Origin of the sequence: Brevundimonas sp. (assembly GCF_016742135.1) — a bacterium.
In the GTDB taxonomy this organism is placed as follows: Bacteria; Pseudomonadota; Alphaproteobacteria; order Caulobacterales; family Caulobacteraceae; genus Brevundimonas.
This window is the reverse complement of the sequence record NZ_JACVCG010000005.1, coordinates 132,194-156,846: the sequence shown is the minus strand read 5'-3', so window position 1 is coordinate 156,846 and position 24,653 is coordinate 132,194. Positions and strand designations below refer to the sequence as shown.

23 protein-coding genes, 1 tRNA gene and 1 riboswitch are annotated in these 24,653 nt (G+C 68.8%); of the genes, 11 read left to right on the top strand and 13 right to left on the bottom strand.

Annotated elements, in window-relative coordinates; all coding sequences use genetic code 11:
• The first annotated feature begins 169 nt into the window (after positions 1–169).
• The 4 genes from IBJ06_RS11765 (at position 170) to IBJ06_RS11750 (ending at position 5,052) form a co-directional block, all read left to right on the top strand.
• Positions 170–2,872, top strand: a complete 2,703-nt coding sequence (locus IBJ06_RS11765) for a hypothetical protein (protein ID WP_292160541.1) — start codon at positions 170–172, stop codon at positions 2,870–2,872.
• A gap of 101 nt (positions 2,873–2,973) precedes the next feature.
• Entirely contained in the window at positions 2,974–3,897 is a 924-nt protein-coding gene (locus IBJ06_RS11760; protein ID WP_292160539.1) for a sulfite exporter TauE/SafE family protein, read from the top strand.
• Positions 3,898–3,899: 2 nt separating this feature from the next.
• On the top strand, positions 3,900–4,724 hold the full coding sequence (locus IBJ06_RS11755) for a TIGR02186 family protein (protein ID WP_292160537.1): 825 nt from the start codon (positions 3,900–3,902) through the stop codon (positions 4,722–4,724).
• A 1-nt stretch (position 4,725) separates the two neighbouring features.
• On the top strand, positions 4,726–5,052 hold the full coding sequence (locus IBJ06_RS11750; protein WP_292160535.1) for a hypothetical protein: 327 nt from the start codon (positions 4,726–4,728) through the stop codon (positions 5,050–5,052).
• On the opposite strand, the gene hisC is transcribed toward IBJ06_RS11750, so the two are convergent.
• From hisC to IBJ06_RS11735, 3 genes are read right to left on the bottom strand one after another with little or no spacing between them, the layout of a single operon-like run.
• Positions 5,049–6,158, bottom strand: coding sequence for a histidinol-phosphate transaminase (hisC, locus tag IBJ06_RS11745; RefSeq protein WP_292160533.1), 1,110 nt, complete (start codon positions 6,156–6,158; stop codon positions 5,049–5,051). The two genes, IBJ06_RS11750 and hisC, sit on opposite strands and share 4 nt — an antisense overlap.
• A 23-nt stretch (positions 6,159–6,181) precedes the next feature.
• A complete protein-coding gene (locus IBJ06_RS11740; protein ID WP_292160531.1) occupies positions 6,182–6,829 on the bottom strand; it encodes a hypothetical protein in 648 nt (215 codons plus the stop codon).
• A complete protein-coding gene (locus IBJ06_RS11735) occupies positions 6,829–7,881 on the bottom strand; it encodes a DUF2125 domain-containing protein (RefSeq protein WP_292160529.1) in 1,053 nt (350 codons plus the stop codon). Before IBJ06_RS11735 ends, IBJ06_RS11740 begins: the two co-directional genes overlap by 1 nt.
• A 131-nt stretch (positions 7,882–8,012) precedes the next feature.
• Between IBJ06_RS11735 and IBJ06_RS11730 the strand changes: the two genes are divergently transcribed.
• Positions 8,013–8,447 (top strand): VOC family protein, encoded by a 435-nt coding sequence (locus IBJ06_RS11730; RefSeq protein ID WP_292160528.1) that lies wholly within the window; start codon positions 8,013–8,015, stop codon positions 8,445–8,447.
• 17 nt (positions 8,448–8,464) lie between these two features.
• On the opposite strand, the gene IBJ06_RS11725 is transcribed toward IBJ06_RS11730, so the two are convergent.
• Positions 8,465–11,332, bottom strand: a complete 2,868-nt coding sequence (locus tag IBJ06_RS11725) for an ATP-dependent DNA helicase (RefSeq protein WP_292160525.1) — start codon at positions 11,330–11,332, stop codon at positions 8,465–8,467.
• Between the two features lie 59 nt (positions 11,333–11,391).
• Positions 11,392–12,018 (bottom strand): hypothetical protein, encoded by a 627-nt coding sequence (locus IBJ06_RS11720; RefSeq protein ID WP_292160523.1) that lies wholly within the window; start codon positions 12,016–12,018, stop codon positions 11,392–11,394.
• Positions 12,019–12,678: 660 nt separating this feature from the next.
• On the opposite strand from IBJ06_RS11720, the gene IBJ06_RS11715 reads away from it, so the two are divergent.
• On the top strand, positions 12,679–13,212 hold the full coding sequence (locus IBJ06_RS11715) for a transposase (RefSeq protein ID WP_292160521.1): 534 nt from the start codon (positions 12,679–12,681) through the stop codon (positions 13,210–13,212).
• Positions 13,213–13,370: 158 nt separating this feature from the next.
• Here IBJ06_RS11715 and IBJ06_RS11710 read toward each other — a convergent pair whose 3' ends face one another.
• The gene (locus IBJ06_RS11710) at positions 13,371–14,000 is read right to left on the bottom strand and encodes a glutathione S-transferase family protein (RefSeq protein ID WP_292160519.1); all 630 of its coding nucleotides are present in this window, start codon (positions 13,998–14,000) and stop codon (positions 13,371–13,373) included.
• A 79-nt stretch (positions 14,001–14,079) separates the two neighbouring features.
• Positions 14,080–15,141, bottom strand: coding sequence for a ribonucleotide-diphosphate reductase subunit beta (locus tag IBJ06_RS11705; protein ID WP_292160517.1), 1,062 nt, complete (start codon positions 15,139–15,141; stop codon positions 14,080–14,082).
• Between the two features lie 326 nt (positions 15,142–15,467).
• Between IBJ06_RS11705 and IBJ06_RS11700 the strand changes: the two genes are divergently transcribed.
• Both IBJ06_RS11700 and IBJ06_RS11695 read left to right on the top strand, forming a co-directional pair.
• Positions 15,468–16,064, top strand: a complete 597-nt coding sequence (locus IBJ06_RS11700) for a tail fiber protein (protein ID WP_292160516.1) — start codon at positions 15,468–15,470, stop codon at positions 16,062–16,064.
• 12 nt (positions 16,065–16,076) lie between these two features.
• Complete coding sequence (locus IBJ06_RS11695) at positions 16,077–16,661, top strand: tail fiber protein (RefSeq protein WP_292160515.1); 585 nt, start codon at positions 16,077–16,079, stop codon at positions 16,659–16,661.
• A 52-nt stretch (positions 16,662–16,713) separates the two neighbouring features.
• On the opposite strand, the gene IBJ06_RS11690 is transcribed toward IBJ06_RS11695, so the two are convergent.
• Together IBJ06_RS11690 and IBJ06_RS11685 are read right to left on the bottom strand one after the other, a co-directional pair.
• A complete protein-coding gene (locus tag IBJ06_RS11690) occupies positions 16,714–17,292 on the bottom strand; it encodes a TMEM165/GDT1 family protein (RefSeq protein WP_292160514.1) in 579 nt (192 codons plus the stop codon).
• A 107-nt stretch (positions 17,293–17,399) separates the two neighbouring features.
• A riboswitch (yybP-ykoY riboswitch) is annotated at positions 17,400–17,517 on the bottom strand.
• Between the two features lie 6 nt (positions 17,518–17,523).
• Complete coding sequence (locus IBJ06_RS11685) at positions 17,524–18,294, bottom strand: phosphatase PAP2 family protein (protein ID WP_292160512.1); 771 nt, start codon at positions 18,292–18,294, stop codon at positions 17,524–17,526.
• A gap of 277 nt (positions 18,295–18,571) precedes the next feature.
• Here IBJ06_RS11685 and IBJ06_RS11680 point away from each other — a divergent pair, with 277 nt between their 5' ends.
• Together IBJ06_RS11680 and IBJ06_RS11675 are read left to right on the top strand one after the other, a co-directional pair.
• On the top strand, positions 18,572–20,470 hold the full coding sequence (locus IBJ06_RS11680; RefSeq protein ID WP_292160510.1) for a ribonucleoside-diphosphate reductase subunit alpha: 1,899 nt from the start codon (positions 18,572–18,574) through the stop codon (positions 20,468–20,470).
• 145 nt (positions 20,471–20,615) lie between these two features.
• Complete coding sequence (locus IBJ06_RS11675) at positions 20,616–21,521, top strand: lipid A-modifier LpxR family protein (RefSeq protein WP_292160508.1); 906 nt, start codon at positions 20,616–20,618, stop codon at positions 21,519–21,521.
• A gap of 4 nt (positions 21,522–21,525) precedes the next feature.
• Here the strand turns inward: IBJ06_RS11675 and IBJ06_RS11670 are convergent, their stop codons facing one another.
• Positions 21,526–23,277: a gamma-glutamyltransferase family protein gene (locus IBJ06_RS11670; RefSeq protein WP_292160507.1), complete on the bottom strand. Its 1,752-nt coding sequence runs from the start codon at positions 23,275–23,277 to the stop codon at positions 21,526–21,528.
• Positions 23,278–23,478: 201 nt separating this feature from the next.
• Between IBJ06_RS11670 and IBJ06_RS11665 the strand changes: the two genes are divergently transcribed.
• Positions 23,479–23,555, top strand: a tRNA-Arg gene (locus tag IBJ06_RS11665).
• Positions 23,556–23,583: 28 nt separating this feature from the next.
• Here IBJ06_RS11665 and IBJ06_RS11660 read toward each other — a convergent pair.
• The 3 genes from IBJ06_RS11660 to IBJ06_RS11650 all read right to left on the bottom strand — a co-directional run bounded on the left by IBJ06_RS11660 (position 23,584) and on the right by IBJ06_RS11650 (position 24,515).
• Positions 23,584–23,775 (bottom strand): hypothetical protein, encoded by a 192-nt coding sequence (locus tag IBJ06_RS11660; protein ID WP_292160505.1) that lies wholly within the window; start codon positions 23,773–23,775, stop codon positions 23,584–23,586.
• A 7-nt stretch (positions 23,776–23,782) separates the two neighbouring features.
• Complete coding sequence (locus tag IBJ06_RS11655; RefSeq protein WP_292160503.1) at positions 23,783–24,004, bottom strand: hypothetical protein; 222 nt, start codon at positions 24,002–24,004, stop codon at positions 23,783–23,785.
• A gap of 205 nt (positions 24,005–24,209) precedes the next feature.
• Positions 24,210–24,515, bottom strand: a complete 306-nt coding sequence (locus IBJ06_RS11650; RefSeq protein ID WP_292160501.1) for a plasmid stabilization protein — start codon at positions 24,513–24,515, stop codon at positions 24,210–24,212.
• Positions 24,516–24,653 lie beyond the last annotated feature (138 nt).

The following is a 24,653-nucleotide window of genomic DNA, read 5'->3' as shown; positions in this document are numbered from 1 at the left end:
CTTTACGAGGCGTTAACCCTGTCTGTTCACAAATTCACGCGCGGGAGGGCCCGTGGCATCGGATGTCCACAGGAAGATAGCGGCGTCTCTATATCTTGGGGTTAACCACACGTTTACACCCCTGATCTGGATCAGTAGCGTCAATGCCTAAAGGTCGGGAGGCGAATCAGTGAGCGCAGCCGCGCCGTGGAGCGTTAAGGGGATAGACCCCAAGGCTCGCGAAGTCGCCAAGGACCTTGCCCGCCGTTCAGGGATGACCCTGGGCGAGTGGCTGAACTCCATGATCATGGAAGGCGACGACGAGGACGGCATTGTCCCCCTGCCGCGCCGGAGCCACGCCGCCGATACTTATGAGCGCCGCAATCGCAGCCGTCGTCTGGACGATGCCTATGGTCTGGGCGGGGACGATCCGGTCCAGCGGCTGTCGGCCACCGTCGAGATGATGGCCGAGCGGCTGGAGGCGGCCGAGCGCCGCTCCACGGTCGCGATCCAGGGCGTCGATCAGGCGGTCGCCGGTCTGGTGCGGCGTCTGGATGCCCAGGACGGGCGTGACAACGGCCTGGTCCGCCGGATCGACGACATCGCCGAGGAATTGCGCGAGGGTCACCGCCGCCTGCGCCGCTTCGAACAGGAGACCGGGCCGAGCACCGCTGAGGGCTTTGCCAAGACCGAGACCGCCATCGGGGCCCTGTCCAGCCGCCTCTATGACATCGAGGAACGCCAGCGGATCGGCACCCATGAGCTGCGCCAGCGGCTGGATGCCGTTGAAAAGACGGCCGAGGCCAATCGCGGTGTCGAGATTCTGGAGCACGTCGGCCGCCGGCTGGACGCTGCCCAGGCCCAGACGGGCGAGGCGCTGCGCGGGCTGGAGCGGGCCTTCTCCGAACTGGACCGCCGCCTGGGTCTGGCCGAGGCGCGCGCCGAAACCCGCGGGCGCGGTGTCGATCCCGCCGAACGGTTCGACGGCCGACTGGAGAAGCTGGCCGAGGCCCTGACCCGTCAGGTCGAGGCCAGCCGCACCGAAATGATGCACCGGCTGGACGCCGCCCAGTCCGAAAACCGCATGGAGCGGATAGAGCGCGCGGTGGCCGCCCTCGGCGATCAGCTGCGCCAGGCCGAGCGCGGCTCGGCCCAGGCGGTCGAGGCCATGGGCCGCGAGGTGCTGCGCATCGCCCAGAACCTGAACGGTCGGGTCCAGAAGATGGAGATCGACAGCCCGGCCCGCATGGACCGGCTGGAGCGCGATCTGGAGATCAGGACCCAGGGCATGGAGCGCCGGCTGGTCGCCAGCGAGGATCGCCATGCGCTGGCGCTGGAAAAGCTGGGCACGGAGATCGGCCGCATTTCGGACCGGCTCAGTGAGCGGATCGCAGAGTCGGAACGCCGGTCCAGCCAGGCGCTGGACGAGATCGGCCAGAAGCTGACCGACAGCTCCTCGCGCATCGAGCAGCGCTATGACCGGGCCTCGGGCGAGCTGGCCGAGCGCATGCGCCAGAGCGAGGAGCGCACCGCCCGCCTGCTGGCCGAGGCCCGCGAAAGCATGGCCCGCCGCGCCGAGCCCGATGCGCCAAAACCCGAACCGGTGGCCGAGCCCGAGCCGGTCGCGCCCGCCGCCGACTGGCGCGCCGGAGCCTTTGGCGTGGCGGCCATGGCCGATGATCCGATCTGGTCCAGCGACCCGTTGGACGGCCCCGCCGATCCCTTCCCGACCGGGCGCGCGGCGACACCTGAGGCGGACCCCGTTGCCGACGCTGTCAGCGAGCCGGAACTCCTCCAGACGCCGAGTTTTGCGGCACCCCGCGCCGCATCCGCCCCGTTCGGCAGTCCGGCCGCCGCCAATCCGGCCCCGGTCGCCCGTGCGCCGCACGATTTCGGCGGGGCCGATGTCTCGGATGTCCTGGCCGCCACGGCGCCGGAAGAGGACGAGTTTTCCGGCGACACCGACTTCGTCGATCCGCGCACCCTGCGGGCGGCGGCGGCGGCCGGGCGCGCGTCCAGCTCGACGCGGGGCGCGGTCGAAGCGGCGCGCGCGGCCATGGCGACCCCGGAACCGGAACCGGCCCGCTCGGCCTTTGGCCTGAAGCGCGGTGGCAAGTCGCGCCTGCAGGAGCGCATGGACCGTCAGGCCAGCCGCGACGGTGCGACGATGAAGAAGGCGCTGGGCGCCTCGGCGGTGGCGGTCACCCTGATGGGCGGCCTCTATGCCTTTACCGAACTGACCGGCCAGGCCATGCCCTGGACATCGACCGGCCCGGGCAACCCCGCATTGGGAACGCCGCTGGTGGCGCTGGCGACCAGCGCGGCCCCGCTGTCAGCCGAAACGGTGGCCCAGGCGACCGACCTTTATGAGCGCGCCCTGACGGCGATCGAGGAGGACGAGCCCGCCGGGCTGGATCTGCTGACGCAATCGGCCGAGCTGGGCTATGGCCCCGCGCAACTGATGCTGGCGGGCCTGTATGAAACCGGCCAGGCCGGGGCCCCCGTCGACATGGCCGAGAGCCTCGGCTGGACCCGGCGCTCGGCCGAGGGCGGCTATCCGCGCGGCATGTTCGCCTATGGCATGCGCCTGTTCGAGGGGGCCGACGGCACCCCGGACCGGCCGTCAGGCCTCAACTGGATCGAGCGCGCGGCCCGGGCCGGTCTGGTCGATGCCCAATTCAACGCCGCCGTCATCCATGAGCGCGGCGAGGGCGGCATGCCGGTCGACAACGTCCAGGCCTATGCCTGGTACCGGGTCGCGGCGCGTTCGGGCGATGAGCCGGCGACCCAGTCCGTCACCCGCGTCGGCGCCCTTCTGAGCCCGGCGGAGCGCGCCCGGGCCGAGGCCCTGGCCCAGCAATTCCTGCCCGGAACCGTGCCGGACGCCAGCTGATCCTCGCCTGTCGCGTTCGTGCACTGGCCACGGCCGGTCGGCGGGGCTAAGCCCTGACGGTCACGCCGGTTTCGGGTCCTGTTCCAGCCGAAGGTCGCCCTTTGGATATCTATCTGCCGATCGCCGAGGTTTCGGTGAACTGGCCTGTCCTGGTTCTGCTGGGCGGGGTGGTCGGCTTTGTCTCGGGCCTGTTCGGCATCGGCGGCGGCTTCCTGATGGCGCCGATCCTGGTGTTCCTCGGCATCCCGCCGACCGTCGCGGTGGCCAGCCAGGCCAGTCACGTCGTCGCCTCCTCGACCTCGGGCGTGATCAGCTATTCCTCGCGCGGGGCGGTCGACTTCCGCATGGGCGGCATCATGGCCGGGGGCGGGATCCTGGGGGCGCTGGTCGGGGTCGAGATGTTCCGCTGGTTGCGCCTGATGGGGCAGGCCGATCTGGTGGTGGCCCTCGCCTATCTGGTGTTCCTCGGCGTCATCGGCACCCTGATGCTCAAGGAGAGTCTGGAGCAGATCCTGCGGCGCCGGCGCGGCCAGCCGGCCCCCCGCAAGGAGCGCCGCCGTCCGATGTGGCTGTATGGCCTGCCCTGGCGGATGCGGTTTCCGAAATCCGGCCTCTATATCTCGGCCATTCCGCCGCTGGCGCTGGGCGGCGGGGTCGGCATCCTGTCGGCCATCATGGGGGTGGGCGGCGGCTTCATCCTGCTGCCGGTCATGCTTTATGTCCTGAGGATGAAGGCGTCTGTGGTGGTCGGGACCAGCCTGTTCCAGATCATCATCACCACGGCCATGACCACGGTGCTGCAGGCCGGGCGCAACCAGACAGTCGATATCGTCCTGTCGTCGCTGCTGCTGTTCGGCGGGGTGATCGGGGCCCAGTACGGCGCCCGCCTGTCGGGCCGGTTCCGGGGCGAGGAACTGCGGGCCATGCTGGGCCTGATCGTGCTGGGCGTCGGCATCTATATGGGGCTGGAGCTGTTCGTGCGGCCCGGCGACCTGTTCGCCATCGCGCCGGGGGTCCCGGAATGATGATGCAGGACCTGCCCCCGCCGCCGCCCGCCATCGTGGCCCAGGCGCCTGCCCCGGAGCGGGCGCGTGACCCGTCGGTCGCCACGGGACGGATCCTGCGCATCTCGGCGGCCCTGACCGATACGGAGGTCCAGGTCGACTCGGGCTTCACCGGGGCGTCGATCGTCCTTTACGGTGCGGTCTTCAATCCGACCGACACGCCCGCGGATGTGGTGGTGGTGGTGCGCGGCCCCGACGCGCCCCTGCGTCTGGTGCGCAAGACCCAGACGGCGGGCGTCTGGCTGAACAGCCGACCCGTGCTGTTCGAGGGCGCGCCCGGCTTTTACATGACGGCCTCGACCCGCCCGCTCAGCGACATCGCCAACTTCGGCCAGCTGCGGCGGCTGGGGGTGGGGCTGGATCACCTGCGCATCGCCGCACCGGAGGAACGCCGCACCGTCACCCGCTATGGCGTGCGCGACGTGGTGGTCAGCCGGCTGGGCGAGGACTATCTGGACTGGCGCCGGGCCGTGATCCGCCTGCGCGAGGCGGACGGCCTCTATGCCGCCGACCCGCAGGGGGTGCGCTTCGTCGACGACGGCCTGTTCCGTGCCGAGGTGGTGCTGCCGACAAGCGCGCCTACCGGCACCTATCACGCCGAGGTCTGGCTGTTCCAGAACGGCGAGCCGGTCTCCAGCGCCGAGCTGGAACTGACCGTCGAAAAGGTCGGCATCGAGCGCGGGATCTATGAATTCGCCCATGGCCGCCCGTGGACCTATGGCGTCCTGTGCGTCATCCTCGCCGCCTTCACCGGCTGGGGAGCCAGCCGGGTGTTCCGGAGGAACTAGCATGGGGTGGTTGGAGGCCGTCCGCCGTGAACACCGGAAACGCAAGCGCCTCTATGCCCTGGCGACGGGCATTACGGTGTTCGCCTATGTGGGTATCCTCTTCGGGATCTACACTCTCTTTTGGGTCATCCTGGACATACGCCTGCCAATTGGCGTTTTCGAACACTTCATCAGTGGCCTCATCGCCATTGGCACTGGTCTATTGACCGTTTTCGGGCCAAAGCCTGTCAGCGGGAAAGAGCCCCCCGAATACATTGCCGCGAAGGCTTTCCGGGAGAGGCGGGATGTCCGGGCCGATGACAACCATTTTGAGGACCATAAGCCCTAGCTCGCCGCGAACTCGCTCAGGGCATCCATGACGGCGCGGTTCTGGTCGTCGGTGCCGATGGTGATGCGCAGCGCCTCGGGCAGGCCATAGCCGCCGACCGGTCGCACGATAATGCCCTTGGTGTTCAGATAGGCATTGGCGGCCTGGCACTGATCGGCATCCTTGAACCGCACCAGCACGAAGTTGCCGGCGCTGGGCAGGACCTGAAAGCCGAAACCGCGGATGGCCTGGGTCAGGCGCGGACGCCAGGTCTGGATCAGCTCGCGCGAGGCCTGCTGGTGGGCCTCATCGCCGAGCGCCGCGACCGCCGCCTCGATCCCGGCGACCGAGACATTGAAGGGCAGGCGGATGCGGTCGACCGCCTCGGCCACCTTCAGCGGCGCATAGCCATAGCCGATGCGCAGGCCGCCGAGGCCGTGGATCTTGGAGAAGGTGCGGGTGACGACGATGTTGTCGCTGTCGCGGGCCAGGTCGAAGCTGGTCTGCCAGTCCGGCTCGGTGACATATTCGGCATAGGCCTCGTCGATCACCAGAAGGATGTCGGGCGACAGGGCGGCGTGCAGCCGGCGGATTTCCTCGGCGGTATTGTAGCTGCCGGTCGGGTTCGACGGGCTGGAGACATAGACGATGCGGGTGCGGTCATCGACCTGGCCCAGAATGGCCTCGGGCGTCAGTTTATAGTCCGGCTCGGGTGCCAGCTTGACCTCGGCCTGGTTGGCTTTCGCCGAAATGCGATAGGCCAGAAAGCCGTATTGGCCCGAGACGATATTGTCGCCGGGCGTCAGATAGGTCTGGTTCAGGAGGGCGAACACCTCGTCCGAACCGTTGCCGAAGACCAGCCGCTCGGGTTCGAGGCCCATTTTGTCGGCCACCGCAGTGCGCAGTTTGACTGCCCGCCCATCGGGATAGATGTGGATGCCGCTGACCGCCCTGGCATAGGCCTCGCGCGCCTTCTCGCCGGCCCCCAGCATGTTCTCGTTCGACGACAGCTTCATCGGCTCGGCCACGCCGTCGATCTTCGACTTGCCGCCGACATAGGGGGCGATGTCCAGAATGCCGGGCTTGGGGGCGGGGGGCGAAGCGGCGGGGGCCTTGGCGTCGGTCATGGGGTCCTCGCGGGGTCAGGATGTCAGAAGGTGGGCGCGGCGCCGATGACGCCGGTCAGGGTGCCGGGCAGGCCGTCCAGCCGCCCGTCGTCGGCCTGCACATAGCCCGCGATCATCATCAGCTTCAAGCCGCCGGTTGCGATCAGGGGCGCGGCGGCCAGACCGTTCAGGCCCAGAACCTCGACCAGACGGGGCTCGGGCATCGGCGAGTCGGTCACCCAGAAGGTCCGGTCATCGCCGGTCGGCTCAGGGCGCGTGCGCCCGATCATCAGGGCCTGGGGCAGGCGGGCGGCATCGTCGGGCAGGGCACCGATCACCCGGACGTCGGGTGTCGCCAGCAGCCGCCCCCACCAGGCCGTGACCCCGGCCAGATCCATCAGCACGCGGGCACCGCCCGCCGCCTGTTTCAGCCCGTCCTCGGCCCTGGCAAGCCGCTCGAAGCCGAGACCGTACCGGTCAGCCGCCAGCAGGGCCGACAGCCCGCCATGCACATGCAGGGGGCCAGACGCAGCGCCTTCCACCCGACCCAGCACCGCGCGAACGGTGGCCTTCTGAGCCTGCGGCAGGGCAGTCAGCGTCCGGCGCAGATCGGCGATCGCCTCGCCATCGGTGGCCGGAGGCCTGAGGTCGGCGATGGCCTCCACCAGCCGCGTCAGATCGCTCCCGGCCATCAGAACAGCCGGGGGGCGGGGGCCAGGGTGAAGGGGCCCAGCCAGGTGCGCCCGTCGCGGAATTCGAGGGTCAGGGACAGGGGGGTTCGCTCGGCCACGGCCGCGGCCCCTGCCGCCGCCGCCGTCTGGGCCCGATCCACCGCCCCGTTTTCTGTGCCGGACAGTCCGGCGAGCGCGGGCGCGGCGCGCTCGGCCTGCACGCTCAGGCTGCCCGTCAGTCGCCCGTCCTCATCGGCGACCAGCGGTCCGCCCGTCAGCAGGGCGCGGCTGTCGCCGGACTGCAGCTCGACCCGCACATTGGCAAAGCGTCCGCCCGCCTGGGTCCAGGTATCGAAGACCCCGGCGCTGTCCATGCCGGTCAGGGCCCCGGCGCGTTCCAGGGTGACCTCGGTGCGCACGCTCAGTCGTCCCTCACCGGTCAGCCGGTCGACGGGGCCTGCCTCCCGCCCCGTGCCCTCGACCATCTGGAACAGGACGTCGAGATCGTCCGGACCCGGCGCGGGCGCTTCGGCGTCCCGGGGCCGGGCCGTCGCGGGGCGCGCTTCCAGCGTCAGGCGCTCGGCCGCCGAGATCGGAAAGGGCTCGGCCCCCCGCTCGGCCCGAAAGGTCGGCTTGATCAGCTCCAGCGCCATCTGCGGCCAGGCTTCGGAGACGTCGCGCACGCTCATGCGGATGGCATCGCCGCGCACGAACACCCGGCCCTTGTCGGCGCGCACCATCGTCAGCCCGTCCGGCGCGATCACCACCCAGTGCAGCGGGGCATAGGCATTGGCCTCGGCCACCAGTTCGCGGGCGCGGCCCCCGTGGCCCGACGGCGCGATCACCTCGACATCCCGGAGGGCCAGCCGGGCGCGGAAGGGCCAGCCGTCGACCGCGATCCGGCCGTGCCCGATCGTCCAGCCCGCCTCCCGCAATCCCTCGGCCCGGGTCAGAATCTCGCGCTCGATCCTCTGGGTCAGCACGAACCACCAGCCGGTCCAGGCGACCAGCAGGGCCAGCACGATGATCAGCGGAATGAACAGGCCACGGCGGGAATGGCGGGGAGAAGTCATCGCGGCTCCGGGGGTGGGATGGGCTTGTGAAGCCCCGAAACTCCGCCGCGTCAAGCGATGGCACAGGTCACCCGGGGGGAACGCCCGTGCGGCCGGTCCGTTCGACTCCTCCAGGGCAGAAGGAGATCGCCATGGAAACCCAACGCCTGTACCGCGGCCGTCTGATCGATCACATCCAGCTGGTGGTGCGGGACCTTGAGGCCAGCCGCACCTTCTACCGTGCCCTGTTCGATGCTCTGGAGCTTCCGCTCAGCGGGGAGGGCGAGGACTATTTCTGGGTGGATGAACTGTTCGTCTCCACCGCCGACAGCGAGGCTGCGGCGGGCGAGCTGACCGGGCGTCACCATCTGGCCTTCCAGGCCAGGGACCGGGCCATGGTCGAGGCCTGGCACAAGGCTGGCCTCGGCGCGGGCGGGGTGGACAATGGCGGTCCGGGCGAACGCGCCTATCACCCCGGCTACTTCGCCGCCTTCCTGATGGATCCCGACGGCAACAATGTCGAGGCCGTCTATCACGGCGAAGCCAGAAAGAGCGCCGACAGCATCGAGGTCACCTTCGAGGCCTGACTCAGGCGAGGAGGCCCTCAGGCGAGGAAGCCGCCGACCTGGTCCACCGCCTGGGCCAGCTCCATGCGTTCGACCTCGACACCGGGGGGCAGTCCCCCGAACAGCCGGGTGGGGCAGGCCGCGTCCAGCATGACGAACACCCCCCTGTCATCGGCCCGCCGGATCAACCGGCCAAAGGCCTGGGCCATGCGCCCGCGTGCGAGCGCATCGTCATAGATGCGTCCTCCGCCCGACCCGTCCACCCGGGCGAACCGTTCCCGCCGCGCCCGGTGCAGCAGGTCCGGCCGGGGCCAGGGCACGCGGTCAAACACCAGTAGCCTGAGCGACCGGCCCGGCACATCCACCCCGTCGCGGATGGCGTCGGTGCCGAGCAGGCAGCTGTCGCGCTCGGTGCGGAACACATCGACCAGCGCCCCCACATCCAGCGGATCAATGTGCTGGGCATAGAGGGGCAGGCCCGCCCGGCCCAGCTCGGGCCCCAGCAGGCCATAGACCGCCTTCAGCCGGCGGATGGCGGTAAACAGCCCCAGCGCCCCGCCGCCCGAGGCGAGGAACAGGGCCCGCATGGCCGCCGCCGTCCGGCGCGGATCGTCGCGCGGCACATCGGTGACGACGATCACCTTCGACTGGCTGGCATAGTCGAACGGGCTTTCGACCTTGAGCGTGCGGGCCGGCATGTCCAGCCGTCCGGTGGCCGAGCGCAGCCGCGCCAGATGGAAGGGGTCCTCGCCGAACTCCGGATCGGTCAGGGTGGCCGAGGTGACCAGCACCCCGTGCGACGGGCGGATCACGGTGGCTTCCAGCGGCTGGGTCGGGTCGACCCAATGCCGGCGCAGCGACACATCCGACAGCCGGCCAAAGGCGCTCTCGGCCGCCAGCCAGTCGACGAACTCCGGGTCACCTGCGGCATCCCCCGACGCCAGATCATTCAGCATGGCCCGCCACGACGGCAGGGTCATGCGCGCCCGCCGGTCCAGCCCGCGCAGCGCCCCCTCGATCCGCGCCCGGGCGCCGCCGTCCAGCGTCTCGGCCTCCTCGTCCAGCACATCCTCAAGATGGCGCGACAGGGCCAGAAGCGGTGCCTCGACCGCGGCCAGCGCCTCGGCCGCCTTTGCGGCAGCGGTGATCAGGTCCGGCGTGGCCGGCCGCGCGGCGCACTCCATGCCCTGATCCTCGGACCCGCTGCGGGGGTCGGCCCGCGCGCGCAGCTGGTCCAGCGCGGCCGCCAGAAACACCTCGACCGGCCCGGTCGGCGCGCCCGAGTCGGCGCCGCGCAGGATGCGCCCCTGCGCCCCTTCGCCCGGCAGGCGGGTGGCGGCGGCCAGCACATCGCCCAGCGCCTTCTTCGCCGGACCGTCGTCGCCGATCAGATCGCCCAGCCGCTGCTCCAGCCCGCGCCCGCGCCTCGCCCGCGTCTCCGGCCCCCGGATCCAGCGGCGCAGCTCGGCGGCTTCCTGACCGGACAGGCTGGAGGAAAAGGCGCTGTCAGCCGCCTCGAACAGGTGGTGGCCCTCGTCGAACACGATCCGCTTCAGGGCGGCGGTCTCGGTGTCGCTGGTGGCGGCGGGCCGGGCGGCGCGCGCCCCGTCGAACGCGGCCTGCACCATGACCAGCGCATGGTTGGCGATCACCACATCGGCGTGGCGGGCGGCCCGGACCGTCTTTTCCACGAAGCAGCGGCGATAGTGGGCGCAGGCGGCGTGGATGCACTCGCCGCGCCGATCGACCAGATTGGCGGGCGTCGGCTGGTGCGTGGCGGGCCCGGCATACAGCCCCGGCAGCCAGGCGGGAAAGTCGCCGCCCGTCATGTCGCCGTCGGCACAGGCCCCGGCCCAGCGCGCCGTCAGGCCAAGCCCCACCACATCGCCCGCGCCCAGCTGGGCCTGCTGCACCATCTCCTGCAGGTTCAGCAGGCAGAGGTAGTTTTCGCGCCCCTTCCGCACCACCACCCGCCGCCGCGTCTGCCCCTCATGATCGGGCAGGGCCAGACCCTCGCGCGCGATCTGGCGCTGCAGGGCGCGGGTATAGGTCGAGACCCAGACGGTGCCGTGATTGCGCTCGGCCCACAGACCGGCGGGTGCCAGATAGCCCAGCGTCTTGCCCGTACCCGTGCCGGCCTCGGCCAGCAGGGCGCGCGGCTGGTCCTTGTGGTCGCGCGGGGAAAAGGCAAAGGCGGCCTCGGCGGCATAGTCGGACTGGGTGGGCCGCGCCTCATCCAGCCCCAGCCCCTTCAGCATGTGATCCAGCCGGATGCGGGCGCTCTCGCTGTCGACCGGGTGCGATCCGGCCTCGCCACGCGGCGCAACCTCCTCCCACTCCGACAGCCGGTTCCAGACGTCGAGGCCCGTGCCCGGCTCACGCCGATCGCGAACGCTGCGGCCCGCCGCCTCCAGCCCGGTCCTCAGCGCCGCATCGACCCGCTCGCCCCAGCTCCAGCCCGCGCGGGTCAGCGTCGCATTCAGCGTCAGGGCGGCCTCAAGGTTCGGATAGTCCGCCGCCATGAGCTCGCCCAGCAACCGCCCGGCCACCGCGCGCAGCGCCTCGGCCTGGGCCACCGCCCCGACCGGCTCATCCAGCCCCAGCGCAATCGCCAGCCCCGTCGGCGTCGGCGCACAGAACCGCGCCGGCCGCACAAACACAAACAGCTCCAGCACATCCAGCAGGTGAGGGGCGCGCGCCGGCGCCTCCAGCCCCAACCGCCGCGCCGTCAGCCCCGCATGGGCGACCAACACCGGCGCCGGGCCACAGAACAGGCCCTCGGCCGCCCCCCGCCCGATCGCCCGCGCCCCACTTGCATCCGCCACCGCCCCCGCCCCGGGCGGAGTCGCCAGCGCGGGAGGGAGGTCGAGGGTCAGCGACGAAGGAGGGGCGGTAACAAGGGACACCGCCCTTCCTTACCCGCGCCCGCGCGGAAACGGAACGGGAACAGGGTGGGGACTGGCGACTATCCCTTCAGCACATGTAGGGAGCGGTCGTGCTGGGCAATTACTCGGTCATAATTATACCGGTCGCCTTCTGCGCCGCAGTGCCTTGGGCTAGCGAGATAGAACTCGGATTCATTGTCGTGGGCGAAGCAGAAGCCTGTGGCAAACTCATTGCCAGCCAGATCCCTGTAGACGACAAATCCCAGAAGGAAGAGGGTATCGCCGCGAGGTTCGTCCATCCGCCGCTGCTCAAACATGGCGGTGATCGGAAGAGCGTGGCCGGTCTTGAACTTCTCCGACTTCCCGCCGCTAGCGATCGTGATGCCGTAGGGAAGCTGAGTGCCCACGGTTTCGATAGGGTCGATGTGGTTGGGAAGGCCATCAGAGCGCCGGTATGTGAAGTGCTGACGTATGAGAATCGCGGGGGTTCTCCCGAGATTTTTGAAGATGTAGTGCACCTTCCCAAACGTAGTCCCTCTATCCTTGCAGACCACACCGGACTTGGTGATTTCGATGGCCAAGTAGGGCCGCTCCACGGTGGAGAGCGCCCTTTCAGCGGTGTCTGCACTGCTCTTGGTGTGTTCGGCGGCATTCTTGGCGAACACGGCGGCAGCTATTGCAGCGCCCATCGTCACGGCTCCGATCAATAAGCCTATCCCAGTGAACCAGCCTACCCGTCGCGTCCAGATGGCGGCCTCGTGAGCGCTGTCCGCAGCATACCACTGGGCGCATAGATCGGACTGGCGATTGTCCTCACCCTTTTCGCACGCGGCATAAAGCGGGTTGGGGTTCGGAACCTGCGTTGGTGAAGCACCAGCCAGCCCCGCCGCCACGAGAACCGCACATATCGAAAGTAGAATCCGCCCCATACCGCTCAGCTAAGGCCCGATTCCGGCGGAAGGCAAATCCCACCTCCTCAGGGTTGGGCCATGGTCGCGGTTCCTCCCCCATCGGGGGAGGGGGACCCCGTCAGGGGTGGAGGGGGCAGCGCCGCCACTGCTCCGGAGCATACGCGCCTCGCGCACCTGAGCCCTCATCGGCCCTGCGGGCCACTTCCCCCGAGGGGGGAAGAATGATGATCAGGCCAACCGCCCGCGTGCCGCCGCCAATCCCCGCACCCCCTCGCTGTGTCCTTCGTGGCTTTTCTTCGCTGTGTTCTCTGTGAAGAACCCTGGACCGTCAGCCTCAGCAACGCCCTCAGACGCGACGCACGCCCCAGCCCCCATCGGCCCTGCGGGCCACTTCCCCCGAGGGGGGAAGAATGCCCCCGTCCGTTTCTGACGCACCCGCGTGCCACCGTCGGCGCCATGACCACCGCCGCCCTCCCGGACGCCCCCGCCGACGACCTCTGGACGGTCGCGCGCGAGGCCTTTCAGGCCGGGGCGACGGCGCAGCGGGTGTGCCGCGAGCTGGACATTTCGCCCACCACCTTCTGGAAGCGCGCCGCGCGCGAGGGCTGGTTGCGCCGCGATCAGCCGCCCCCTCGGGCCCCGCTCGACCCGGGCCGGGCTGTCGATGATCTGGCGACCGCGCTCGACAAGGTCTGGCGACGGATCTGCATGGCCCTCGATGCCGGCGATGCCCTGGCGGCCGTCCGCTGGACCCGCATCCACAGCCAGCTGAAGGCCGAGGCCCTGGCCGAAGGCCGCGCCGAAGCCGCCGACCGCCGCCACGCCGGCCACACCCTCAGCCTGAACGCCCTGCGGACCGCGCGCGAGACCCCCCGCACGCCCGTCATTCCGGAAGCAAAAGTGGAGAAAGGGGAGTCTGTTTTCCCGGACTCTCTCTCCCCCGATCACGACACGCTGGGCCGCCCCCCGAGCCGCGGGGCCGATCCCTGACCCGCCCCCTCCGTCACGCCGCCTTGCGGCGCGCCACCTCCCCCATGAGGGGGAGGAGATGAAAAGGTGCCGCCGTCGACCCCCGCACCCCCTCGCTGTGGTCTTTGTGGCTTTTCTTCCTTGTGGTCTCTGTGATGAACCCTGGACCGGCAGCCCCGTCACGCCCCCTTCGGTATCAGGGCGTCGTCGATTTCGGTGGCGCGAACATAGGCGGGGCGGGCGCGCAGGCGTTCGGCATAGGCGGCGAAGGCCGGACGGTCGGGGAGGCTCTTGAACATCAGGCCCCAGTTGATCTGCGAGCCGACATAGACGTCCGCCGCGCTGAACCGGTCGCCGAGGATCCACGGGCCCTCACCGGATATCGCACCCTCGAGCGCATCCACCATGGCGTCATAGCTGCCGTAGCCGACGGTACCGGCCTTGTCGGCGGGCGGCTCGAGGCCGAGCGAGCGGGCGGTGACGGCGGCCTCCAGCGGGCCGGCGGCAAAGAACATCCAGCGCAGGTAGGTGCCGCGCCCGGCCTCGTTTACGCCCGGGGCCAGCTCCGCCTCGGGGAAGCGGTCGGCGAGGAAGGTGCAGATGGCGGCGCATTCGGTGACCACCTCGCCGTCGCAGACGATGGCCGGCACCTTGCCCATCGGATTGATGGCCAGATACTCGGGCGCCTTCATGGTGGTGCCGTAGTCCAGCACCCGGGTGTCATAGGGGCGGCCCACCTCTTCCAGCATCCAGCGGACGATGCGCCCGCGTGACATGGGGTTGGTGTAGAAGGTGATCGCTTCGGCCATGGTGTCCTCCCGGGTTTTCCGCAGACTAGACCGGGATTGTGACGACGTCACACGGACAGGGAGGTTCGGCGAGGGCTGGCTAGCCCTCGGCCGTTTCCTTGCGCCGCTTGACCATCAGGTCGAAGCTGTCCCAGACGCCGTCGGCCCCGTGCCAGGAGCCCCGGGTCGCGGCCTTGGAGTATTCGGTGGCCCGGGCCTCGAAGAAGTTGGCGTGCTCGACGCCCGACAACAGGGACTGCAGCCAGGGCAGGGGATTCTCGCGCGACCCGCCGTACAGCTCCGGCAGCTGCAGCTGGCGCAGGCGCCAATCGGCGATGAAGCGGATGTAGGCCTTGATGTCGTCAGGGGTCATGCCGTTCACCGGGCCCATTTCGAAGGCCAGGTCGATGAACTTGTCCTCCATGGTCACGACGGTTTCGCAGCACTGCAGGATGTCGTCGGCGACCGCCCTGGTGACCGCGCCCGTCTCCTTGTTGAAGGCGTGGTACAGCTTGATGATGCCCTCGCAGTGCAGGCTTTCGTCGCGCACCGACCAGCTGACGATCTGGCCCATGCCCTTCATCTTGTTCTGGCGCGGGAAGTTCATCAGCATGGCGAAGCTGGCGAACAGCTGAAGCCCTTCGGAAAAGCCGCCGAACATGGCCAGGGTGCGGCAGATGTCGGCGTCCGTCTCGACGCCGAACTGGCCCATGTAGTCGTGCTTGTCCTTCATGGCCTCATATTCCATGAAGGCGCCGAATTCGCTCTCGGGCATGCCGATGGTCTCGAGCAGCAGGGCATAGGCCGCGATATGGATGGTCTCCATATTGGCGAAGCTGGCCAGCATCATCTTGACCTCGGTCGGCTTGAAGACCCGACCGTAGCGCTCCATGTAATTGTCCTGCACCTCGATGTCCGCCTGGGTGAAGAAGCGGAAGATCTGGGTCAGCAGGTTGCGCTCGGCACTGCTCAGATTGGCCGCCCAGTCCTTGCAGTCCTCGCCCAGCGGCACCTCCTCGGGCATCCAGTGGACCTGCTGCTGCTTCTTCCACATGTCGAAGGCCCAAGGATAGCGGAACGGCTTGTAGGCCGCCGACGGGGTCAGAAGGCCGGGCAGGGCCCCGGCGGGTCTGGCGGGCGAAATCGGGCTGTGGGCGTTCATGCGTGTCTCGTGAAGTGGAGGGGGCATCGCAGGATGTCGAGTCTCACAATGCGCGGACACCCGGGGCCTGCCAAGAGGCATCGGGCCCGGATGTTGTGATTGTGATCGAACACACCCCCAAATCTTGTGGTTAATCGCGTTGGGTCTGGGGAAGAGCAATGATCTTCACGCCTCGCTCACGAGGCGAAAGGCGCTTTCTGGCCACCATCTTTGCTAGAATTACTGGAAACCGTTGTTATAGTTCCCCTGTGGGGGGAATCGCGACGGCGCTGTCGTCCGGGGTGCCCTCCGTCGTGGACACATGTCCGAACAGGGAGGCTAAAATCATGAAACGACTGAAACTTCTTGCCCTGGGGGCCACCGCGGCCCTGGGCCTCAATTCGGCGATGAGCGCGCCGGTGCTGGCCCAGGCGTCCGAGCCCTATGTGGGCCAGCTGGCCCTGTTCGCGACGGACTGGTGCCCGCGGGGCTGGGTCAAGGCCGATGGGTCCCTGCTGCCGATCAACCAGAACCAGGCGCTGTATTCCCTTTATGGCGTGACCTACGGCGGCAATGCCTCGACCAATTTCGGCGTGCCCAATCTGCAGGGGCGCGCGCCCGTCAGCTATGCGGCCAGTATGCCCCTTGGCCAGGCCTCGGGGTCGGCGACCGCGACGCTGACCGTGGCGCAGATGCCCGCCCACAACCACGTGCTGCTGGCGGCCACTTCGCTCCCGAGCACCAACAATCCGTCGGGCGGAAGCCTCGCCACCTTCCCGGCGGGCAGCAACATCTATGCGGCGGCCACGGAAACCCCGTCGGTGGCCATGCATCCGAACGTGCTGACTCCGACCGGTGGCAATCAGCCCTTTTCGACCCAGAGCCCGATCCTGGCCCTGAACTGGTGCGTGGCCACCGTGGGCATCTATCCGCCGCGGCCGTAAGGGGAACCGATCATGAAACGGACACTGAAAATCACCGGGCTGCTGGCCGGTCTGGCCATGGGCGCGACCCTGGCGACCCCGGCGACGGCCCAGGACCCCTTTACCGGACAACTGCAGCAGTTCGGCATGAACTGGTGCCCTGAGGGCTGGCACCGGGCGGATGGAAGCCTGCTGTCGATCGCCCAGTACCCTGCGGTCTACAGCCTGCTCGGCACAAGATACGGCGGGGACGGCAGTCAGACCTTCGGCCTGCCCGACCTGCGAACCCGCATGCCGGTCGGCTATAATGCGCAGTTGCCGATCAGCGTCATGACGGGCACGACGACGACGACCCTGCTGTTGTCCAATCTGCCGACCCACACCCATGACCTTCAGGGGGACGAGACCGGGCCGGTGACCAACCAGCCCAATGGCACCATGCTGGGCACCTTCCCGACCGCGTCGCCGATCTATTCGAGCGGCAATGGCACGGTCCCGATGAACGTTCATATTGTGCAAATCACAGGCGGCAATCAGCCGGTCACGATCCAGAGCCCGATCCTGGCCACCAACTGGTGCATCGCCCTTGAGGGAATCTATCCCCCGCGGCCGGACTAGATCTCCGGTCGTGACGATCTGCCCCGCCGGATGCCGTCCGACGGGGCCTTTTCTAGTCGAAGATCAGGACCGCCAGGCCGGTCAGGGCAAACCCCAGCGCAGCCGCCAGCCGGATCCAGGTCATGGGCAGGCGGACAGCGGCCTTTTCGCCCAGGAAGACGGCGGGGCCGTTGGCCAGCATCATACCCAGGGTCGAGCCGATCACGACCGGGATCAGGGCCTCGAACCGCACGGCCAGCGCCGCCGTGGCGATCTGGGTCTTGTCGCCCATCTCGAGCAGGAAGAAGGCCGCGGTGGTCGTAAGAAAAATCCCCCGCCAGGTGGTCTCCTTCGGGGCCGGACGCTCCCCCAGCCGATCGGGGATCAGGGTCCAGGCGCCAAAGGCCAGAAAGGTCAGGCCGATCCCCCATTTGACCCAGGGCCCCTCGGCGAAGCTGGCCAGGACCGAGCCGGCGATGGCCGCCACCGCGTGATTGGCCACGGTGGCCACCAGTATGCCGGCGAGAATGGGGATCGGCCGCCGCCAGGACGCGGCCAGCAGCACGGCCAGCAGCATGGTCTTGTCGCCGATCTCGGCCAGGGCCACCAGACCGGTCGAGACGGCGAGGGCCTCCCAGAAGGGACCGTCCACGAGAGGAATCACAACAGGTCACTCGGGCGGGGGCGACGGGCGAACCGGCGGTCATCGCGAACGCCCCCGCATGGATGCGCCCCGCGATGCCAGCGGTCTTGTCAAACAGCTCCGTGACCCTGAGGTCTGCCGGAGCCCCGCGCGCGCCATTCCCTCCGGGCGAGGGAAAGTGTGTTGACGCGCGCCCCACTTTTGCGTGGGCGACTACTCCCCGATGACGAGGAGGCCGCTTTACGCCGGAGGGGCGCGCGGCGCAAGCCGGGCCTCGCGGTGCCGGCCGTACCGCTCCAGCGCCCAGGCGGCCAGCCACAGACTCATGGCCCAGGCCGCGCCCACGCACCAGCCGGCCAGCACATCCGACAGCCAGTGGGCACCCAGATAGACCCGGGTGAGGCCGACGGTCAGGGCCAGCAGGACCGCCGCTCCCAGCACCCAGGCCTTGTCGCGCCGCCGGGTCAGCCCCTGCGCCACCAGCGTCCCCAGACTGAGATAGAAGACCGTGGCCAGAAGGGCATGGCCCGAGGGAAAGCTGGCGTTCAGCGTCTCAACCGCCTGATAGGCGACCGGCGGACGCTCGCGCTCGAACACGGACTTCAGCCCTTCGCTGAGGCCGACGGCCCCGATCAGGCCCAGCACCAGCCGCAGCGCCGCGCCCCGGTGGCGTTGCAGCAGCAGGTAGCTGACGGCCAGCAGGGTGAAGAGGGACAGGACGGAAATGCCGCCAAGCGAGGTCAGGTCGGCCGCCGCCTCCTCGACCCACCAGGGCCCGATGGGGTTGCCCACATCGCCGGGCTCGCGCAGGGCCTCCAGCACCTGATGGTCGAGACCCCGGTCGCCCTGTTCGGCCATTTCCTCGGCCAGCTCGAGAAACAGAAGCCCGCTCATCCCCATCACCAGAAAGGCCCCCAGCGCGGCGGCTTCGGTCCGGGCCAGCCTCAGCACGCGCACGGCGAGCGGCGGCAGGATGAGGGTCAGGCGACGGCGGATTTCGGCGAAGGTCATCGCGGCCAAACGGCCAAGGTTGCCCCCTGTTCCGGACGGCGGAAGCCCCGATCACGATTTCGTGAGATGGAGCCGGGCGTCACCCCGCTGTCACAGGCCTTTCCACAGCCGTGAGCGGCTTGCCCCCCCGATTCGCCAACATTGTGATCGTCAAGCCCGTTGACGGGTCGTTAGCGATCTGTGCCCCATATGTGGCGTCGGGACCTGCTTCGGCCACTAGATCGTGTGGTCGTTCAGGAGGCGCTGTTGCATTGGCATTCGGGGATCATCGAGCACTATGGCTGGCGTGGAAGCACTGAAATCGGCGGAAATGAAGATGGCGGAGACGTCGGGGACGGCCGTGGGCGCGGCCGGTGAACGACCGCATCTGAAGGTGGTGCCCTCCATCGTGCTGGATCGGTCGCGGGACGACCTGCTCACCGAATTCGGCAAGAAGACGCTGGAAGACCGCTATCTGCTGGCGGGGGAAAGCTATCAGGACATGTTCGCGCGGGTGGCCAATGCCTTCGCGGACGATGCCGACCACGCCCAGCGCATCTATGACTATATGAGCCGCCTGTGGTTCATGCCGGCCACCCCCGTCCTGTCGAACGGCGGGGCCAATCGCGGCCTGCCGATCTCCTGCTTCCTGAACGCCGTCGGCGACAGCCTGGACGGCATCCAGTCGGTCTGGAACGAGAATGTCGCCCTGGCCTCGAACGGCGGCGGCATCGGCACCTACTGGGGCGGCGTCCGCTCGATCGGCGAGAAGGTCAAGGGCGCGGGCCAGACCTCGGGCATCATCCCCTTCATCCGCGTGATGGACAGTCTGACGCTGGCGATCAGCCAGGGCTCGCTGCGCCGCGGTTCGGCCGCCGTCTATCTGGATGTGCACCACCCCGAGATCGAGGAGTTCCTCGAGATCCGCAAACCCTCGGGTGACTTCAACCGCAAGTCCCTGAACCTGCACCACGGCATCAACATCACCGACGCTTTCATGGAGGCGGTGCGCGACGGCAAGACCTTCGACCTGATCTCGCCCAAGGACCAGGCGGTCATGAAGACCGTCGACGCGCGGGCCCTGTGGCAGAAGATCCTGGAAATCCGCCTGCAGACGGGCGAGCCCTATCTGATCTTCTCCGACACGGTGAACCGCCAGATGCCGCGCCACCAGCGCGAGCTTGGCCTGTCGGTCAAACAGTCGAACCTGTGCTCGGAAATCATGCTGCACACGGGCCGCGACCATCTGGGAGTGGACCGGACGGCGGTCTGCTGCCTGTCGTCGGTCAATGCCGAGACCTTCCTCGAATGGAAGGACGAGCCGCGCTTCATCGAGGACGTCATGCGCTTCCTCGACAATGTGCTGGAGGACTTCATCCGCCGCGCGCCTGCGGAAATGTCGGCGGCCGTCTATTCGGCCAAGCGCGAGCGGTCGGTGGGCCTCGGCCTGATGGGCTTCCACTCCTTCCTGCAGGCCCAGGGCGTCGCTTTTGAAAGCGCCATGGCCAAGTCGTGGAACATGCGTCTGTTCAAGCACCTGCGTCGCGAGGCCGACAAGGCCAGCCGCCTGCTGGCCGAGGAGAAGGGCGCCTGTCCCGACGCCGAGGAGCGCGGCATCATGGAGCGCTTCAGTCACAAGCTGGCCATCGCCCCCACGGCGTCGATCTCGATCATCTGCGGCGGCACCTCGGCGGGCATCGAGCCGATCCCGGCCAACATCTATACGCACAAGACCCTGTCGGGCTCGTTCGCGGTCAAGAACCCTTATCTGGAGCAGGTTCTGGAGGCCAGGGGCCTGAACACCGACGCCGTGTGGAACTCGATCCTCGAGAACGAGGGCTCGGTCCAGCATCTGGACGAGCTGACCGACGACGAAAAGGCCATCTTCAAGACCGCCTTTGAACTGGACCAGCGCTGGGTGGTCGAACTGGCCGCCGACCGCACGCCCGAGATCTGCCAGGCCCAGTCGATCAACCTGTTCATCCCGGGCGACGTCGAGAAATGGGATCTGCACATGCTGCACTGGTCGGCGTGGGAGCGGGGCCTGAAGTCGCTCTACTACCTGCGCTCCAAGTCGGTGCAGCGGGCGGCGTTCGCCGGTTCCGAGGACAAGGCCGAGCAGGATGTCGATCCGAACCAGCCCGATCTGTTCTCGGTGGCGCGCACCGATTACGACGAGTGTCTGGCCTGCCAATAGGGCCCGGCGTCGGCGAGAGGGAACGCGGGACCTGTCCTGTCCGTTAGAGGGACAGAGCCGCGTCGCCGAAAAGTCATTTGTCGGACGCGGGTGAATGTAGCATGCTCAAGCGCGTAACGCTGCGTAAGGGCACGGTGAGGGGCCTGTGAAGCGATCGACGTCCATACTGGCCGGACTTGTCCTGGCCACCGGCTTCGGGGGAGCTGCCTATGCACAGGCGGGCCCGTCAGCGACGGCGTCGTTCAATACAGATTCCTGGGAAGACAGCTGGGAAGCCCAACGTCGCGACCGCGAGATCACCACCCGCCTGAATGCCGACACCACCTATACCGCGCGTGTCCAGACCGTCGCGGGGCCGGCCTATATCCCCGACACTCGCGCCGTGGATGTGCGTCCGGTAGAGGCCGAGCGCGGCTCGCCCTGGGTGGCGACCAGCCGCGAGGTCTGGCGCGAGACCGACACCTATACCGAAAGCCTGCGGATCGACAGCGCGGGAACTCTCCGACGCGCGGACGGCAGTCCGCTGCCCCCGGGCGCCGGCGATGCCGTCATGGTCGATGACGAACGCTATGGCCTCAGCTATCGCCGGGGCTGGCCCTCCACGCTCGGCTATACCGCCTCGGGTCTGGAAGTGACCCTGACCCCTCACGCCGGGGTCGGCCTGACCCCGCTGGGCCCTGTGGCCGAGGCGGGCGCCACCCTGTCGATCGGCCCCGACATGGATCGCCTCGTCCCCGAGGGACAGGAGGTCTTCGGCGACCGGGCGCGCTGGTATGTGTTCGCCGCCGGCTCCGGTCGCGCCGTCGGCTATAACTTCGCCCGCACCCGCGACGGCGACTATGCCCGCTCGGGATACAGCCAGGACTCCGGGGCCTTCCTCGGCGATGCCTCGATCGGGGTCGCCTTCCGCCGCGGCGATGTGCACAGCTCGGTCGGCCTGGTCTATCGCGAGATCGAGCCCGGCGGCATGCGCAGCGTCAGCAACGGCGTCGACACCGATGTGACCGAGGGCATGGTGGCCTTCCAGCTGTCGATCAAACCCGACTGGTGATCCCTTAACGGGTCGCGACCACCCCTTCGCGCCGGTCGTCGGCCCCCCCGTCCCAGGCCCAGCCGTCCGGCCCCAGCCGCCACAGACCCCCGTGCAGGCCCGAGTTCTCGCTGGCATTCGGCCGCAGGTGCAGCCCCTGTGCCGCGAGCGCCGCCTGCAGCGCCGGGGAAAACCGCTCGGTGTCGGCGCCCAGTCCGGTTCCGCGCGCCACCAGATTGGGCAGGTCGAAGGCGTCCTGTACGCCGAGACCCCAGTCCAGGGTGCCGATCAGCGCCTTGGCATTATAGGCCAGGATGGAGGAGCCCCCCGGGGATCCCAGGCCGCCCACCAGCCGTCCCTCGCGGTCGAAGATCAGCACCGGCGCCATCGACGAGCGGGGCCGCTTGCCTCCCGCCACCGCATTGGCCACCGGACGTCCCAGATCATCGACCGGCTCGAACGAGAAGTCGGTCAGCTGATTGTTGAGGAAGAAGCCGCCGCTCATCCGGCCCGAGCCGAACACGCTTTCGACCGTGGTCGTCATGCTGACCGCATTGCCCCATTGGTCGACGATGAAGAAGTGCGAGGTTCCCGCGGGCTCGACCGTGGCGTCGGTGCCGACGGTGACGATGCCGGGGGGGTGGCCGGCCTCTGCCGCCCCGGTCAGGCCGGGCACCAGCGCGGCACGCCCGGCGACATAGCCGGGATCCAGCAGGCCCGCGACGGGGACGTAGACAAAGTCCGCATCGGCCACATAGCGGTCGCGGTCGGCATACATCAGCCGCTGCAGCCGGGCAAAGGCGACCCAGGCCCCGGCATCGTCCGGCCCGGCCGAGACCTCCGGCACATGCTCGGCCATGGCCAGCAGCTGCAACAGCGACACGCCGCTGGACGGCGGCGGTGGCACGCAGACGACATAGATCCGGTAGGGGCGGCACAGGGGCCCCCTCACCTTCGGCTGATAGCCGGCCATGTCTTCCAGCGTGAGGGGTCCGGGCAGGGGAGCCTGGCCGACCGTCGCGACAATGCCCTCGGCGATCGGGCCCTCATACAGGGCGCGGGACCCCCCGGCGGCCAGGGCGCGCACCGTTTCGGCATAGGCCCGGTTGGTCAGTATATCGCCCGTCTGGACGCGTTTCCCGTCGGCTCCGGTGAAATACGCATTGGCCCAGTCGCTGCGGGCCTGACCCCGGGTGGCGGCAATGAACCCGCCCAGTCGCGGGCTGACCTCGAATCCATCCTCGGCCAGTCGCTCGGCATCGCCGAACAGGTCCGCCCAGGCCAGGCGGCCGTGTCGGGTCTGGGCCAGACCCAGCATGGCCACCACGCCCGGCACGCCGGTCGAGCGCCCGGACAGGACCGCCTCGGCAAAGCCCAGCGGCCTGCCCTCCTGCCAGAACAGGTCGGGCGTGGCCGCCGCCGGTGCCGTCTCGCGCCCGTCATAGACGGTGACGGTGCCGCTTTCGGCGTCGAACCACATCATGAAGGCCCCGCCGCCGAGGCCCGACGACTGGGGCTCGACCAGGCCCAGCACGGCCTGGACCGCCACTGCCGCATCGGCGGCCGTGCCGCCTCGTTCCAGCACCGTCATGCCGGCCGCGACCGCATGCGGATTGGCCGCCGAGACGAAAGGGCCGACCGCCTTCGCCCCCTCCGCCACGACCGGGGCCGTGGCCTCGACCGGCCGGGCCTCGGGCTTCGCGCAGGCACCGACGACCAGCATCAGCGCCGACAGGGCGGTGGCGGACAGAAGACTGAGGGGGCTCGGCACAGTCATGGGCAAAGGGCAGGTCCGCGACAACAAGAGGGAGGTGTGATCCGGCCTAGCCCATTTTGGCCCTCCGTTCGACGGTCCCGTGCCCCGCCGGGCGATTTCTCTCCCCTTCAGATCGCACAAGGCCTTGCGCCGTCGAAACCGAGCCGCTAGAGAACCGCCCCTGCCCCGCAAGGGTCAGACCTGCCCGCAAGGGTCAGATGCGCGCCCGTAGCTCAGCTGGATAGAGCACCAGACTACGAATCTGGGGGTCAGAGGTTCGAATCCTTTCGGGCGCGCCATTTTTTGTCGTGAGGTCCGGCCGGGAGGTTACCCTTCGGGATCGTCATCCTCCCCGACGTGGTGCTCGATGCAGCCCCGCTCGACCTCGCTTCGGGAAAAGACCTCCTCCTGACCGTCCTCGAGCAACTCGGGGAGGGGGTCCGCAGATCGCGGGGCGGGCGTGTCTTCGCCGGGGAAGGGACCGGACGAGTGGCGAGATATGTCTTCGGACATGGCCATGCCGGGTCTAGGTGATCCGGTCCGGATGGGTCTGGGTCCCGGGGGGCGGGCCGTCCACCTGCTGATAGGGGTCATCGATTTCCATGACGTCCAGAATGGCTTCGCCCGGTTTCATCAGGCCCACGGCGGCGTCGCTCGCCTGAACGTCGGTCTTTGAGGGAACCTTCAACTCGCGGCGCGCCCCTCCGTCGGGATTCCCGACGGTAACGCGGTAAATTCTCATGGTCATGGCTTGCTCCTGGCCTGTTCGCCCCGTGGCGGGTGCTTGAAGGTGTCCCCCACTTCGGTGGCGTCCGGGCCATCCGGTCCGGCGCTGTGTCTCGATCGTTCACCGGTGCGTTTCACGGCCGCGTCCGACGTGGTCGCGTCAGGCTTGCCGCCCGGCGTTGCTCCGTTGTCCTTGCGGCCCTGGCTCTGTTTGCGATCCATGGGGGTCAGTGCGCGGCCTTGCGGCGGCGCGTCTCCCAACCCTTCTTCGCCGCGGCGGACCGATCCGCCCTGGAGCGGCTGGCGGACGCGGCACCCCCCTTGCGACCGCCCTTATGGGCGGCGGGATTGCCGGTGTGCTTACCCCGCCCGGAGCCGCTCCTGTTGCCGCCGCCGTCATCCTTGTTGACGGTGGCCCAGGCGCGGCGCTCAGCCTCCTTGGCGGAAACACCGCGTTCCTTGTATCCGGCCGCGATGTGGTCGGCCTTGCGTTCCTGCTTGTCCGTATAGGCGGACTTGTCGCCTCTGGGCATGGCAAAGTCTCCTCTCGGGAAGAGGAAACCCCCAGCGGGCGAAGGGTTTCAGCTTGGGCATATGCCGCTGAGGCAGATCCTCGCGCGCAGGACTTGATCCATCTCAATGCGTGACAGACGGGGACGGCGCATCGCCCG

Coding starts and splice junctions, on each gene's coding strand:
- IBJ06_RS11755 (WP_292160537.1), top strand. CDS start 3,900: ATGCAGGACCTGCCCCCGCCGCCGCCCGCCATCGTGGCCCAGGCGCCT.
- IBJ06_RS11750 (WP_292160535.1), top strand. CDS start 4,726: ATGGGGTGGTTGGAGGCCGTCCGCCGTGAACACCGGAAACGCAAGCGC.
- hisC (WP_292160533.1), bottom strand. CDS start 6,158: ATGACCGACGCCAAGGCCCCCGCCGCTTCGCCCCCCGCCCCCAAGCCC.
- IBJ06_RS11740 (WP_292160531.1), bottom strand. CDS start 6,829: ATGGCCGGGAGCGATCTGACGCGGCTGGTGGAGGCCATCGCCGACCTC.
- IBJ06_RS11735 (WP_292160529.1), bottom strand. CDS start 7,881: ATGACTTCTCCCCGCCATTCCCGCCGTGGCCTGTTCATTCCGCTGATC.
- IBJ06_RS11730 (WP_292160528.1), top strand. CDS start 8,013: ATGGAAACCCAACGCCTGTACCGCGGCCGTCTGATCGATCACATCCAG.
- IBJ06_RS11715 (WP_292160521.1), top strand. CDS start 12,679: ATGACCACCGCCGCCCTCCCGGACGCCCCCGCCGACGACCTCTGGACG.
- IBJ06_RS11710 (WP_292160519.1), bottom strand. CDS start 14,000: ATGGCCGAAGCGATCACCTTCTACACCAACCCCATGTCACGCGGGCGC.
- IBJ06_RS11705 (WP_292160517.1), bottom strand. CDS start 15,141: ATGAACGCCCACAGCCCGATTTCGCCCGCCAGACCCGCCGGGGCCCTG.
- IBJ06_RS11700 (WP_292160516.1), top strand. CDS start 15,468: ATGAAACGACTGAAACTTCTTGCCCTGGGGGCCACCGCGGCCCTGGGC.
- IBJ06_RS11695 (WP_292160515.1), top strand. CDS start 16,077: ATGAAACGGACACTGAAAATCACCGGGCTGCTGGCCGGTCTGGCCATG.
- IBJ06_RS11685 (WP_292160512.1), bottom strand. CDS start 18,294: ATGACCTTCGCCGAAATCCGCCGTCGCCTGACCCTCATCCTGCCGCCG.
- IBJ06_RS11680 (WP_292160510.1), top strand. CDS start 18,572: ATGGCTGGCGTGGAAGCACTGAAATCGGCGGAAATGAAGATGGCGGAG.
- IBJ06_RS11670 (WP_292160507.1), bottom strand. CDS start 23,277: ATGACTGTGCCGAGCCCCCTCAGTCTTCTGTCCGCCACCGCCCTGTCG.
- IBJ06_RS11660 (WP_292160505.1), bottom strand. CDS start 23,775: ATGGCCATGTCCGAAGACATATCTCGCCACTCGTCCGGTCCCTTCCCC.
- IBJ06_RS11655 (WP_292160503.1), bottom strand. CDS start 24,004: ATGACCATGAGAATTTACCGCGTTACCGTCGGGAATCCCGACGGAGGG.
- IBJ06_RS11650 (WP_292160501.1), bottom strand. CDS start 24,515: ATGCCCAGAGGCGACAAGTCCGCCTATACGGACAAGCAGGAACGCAAG.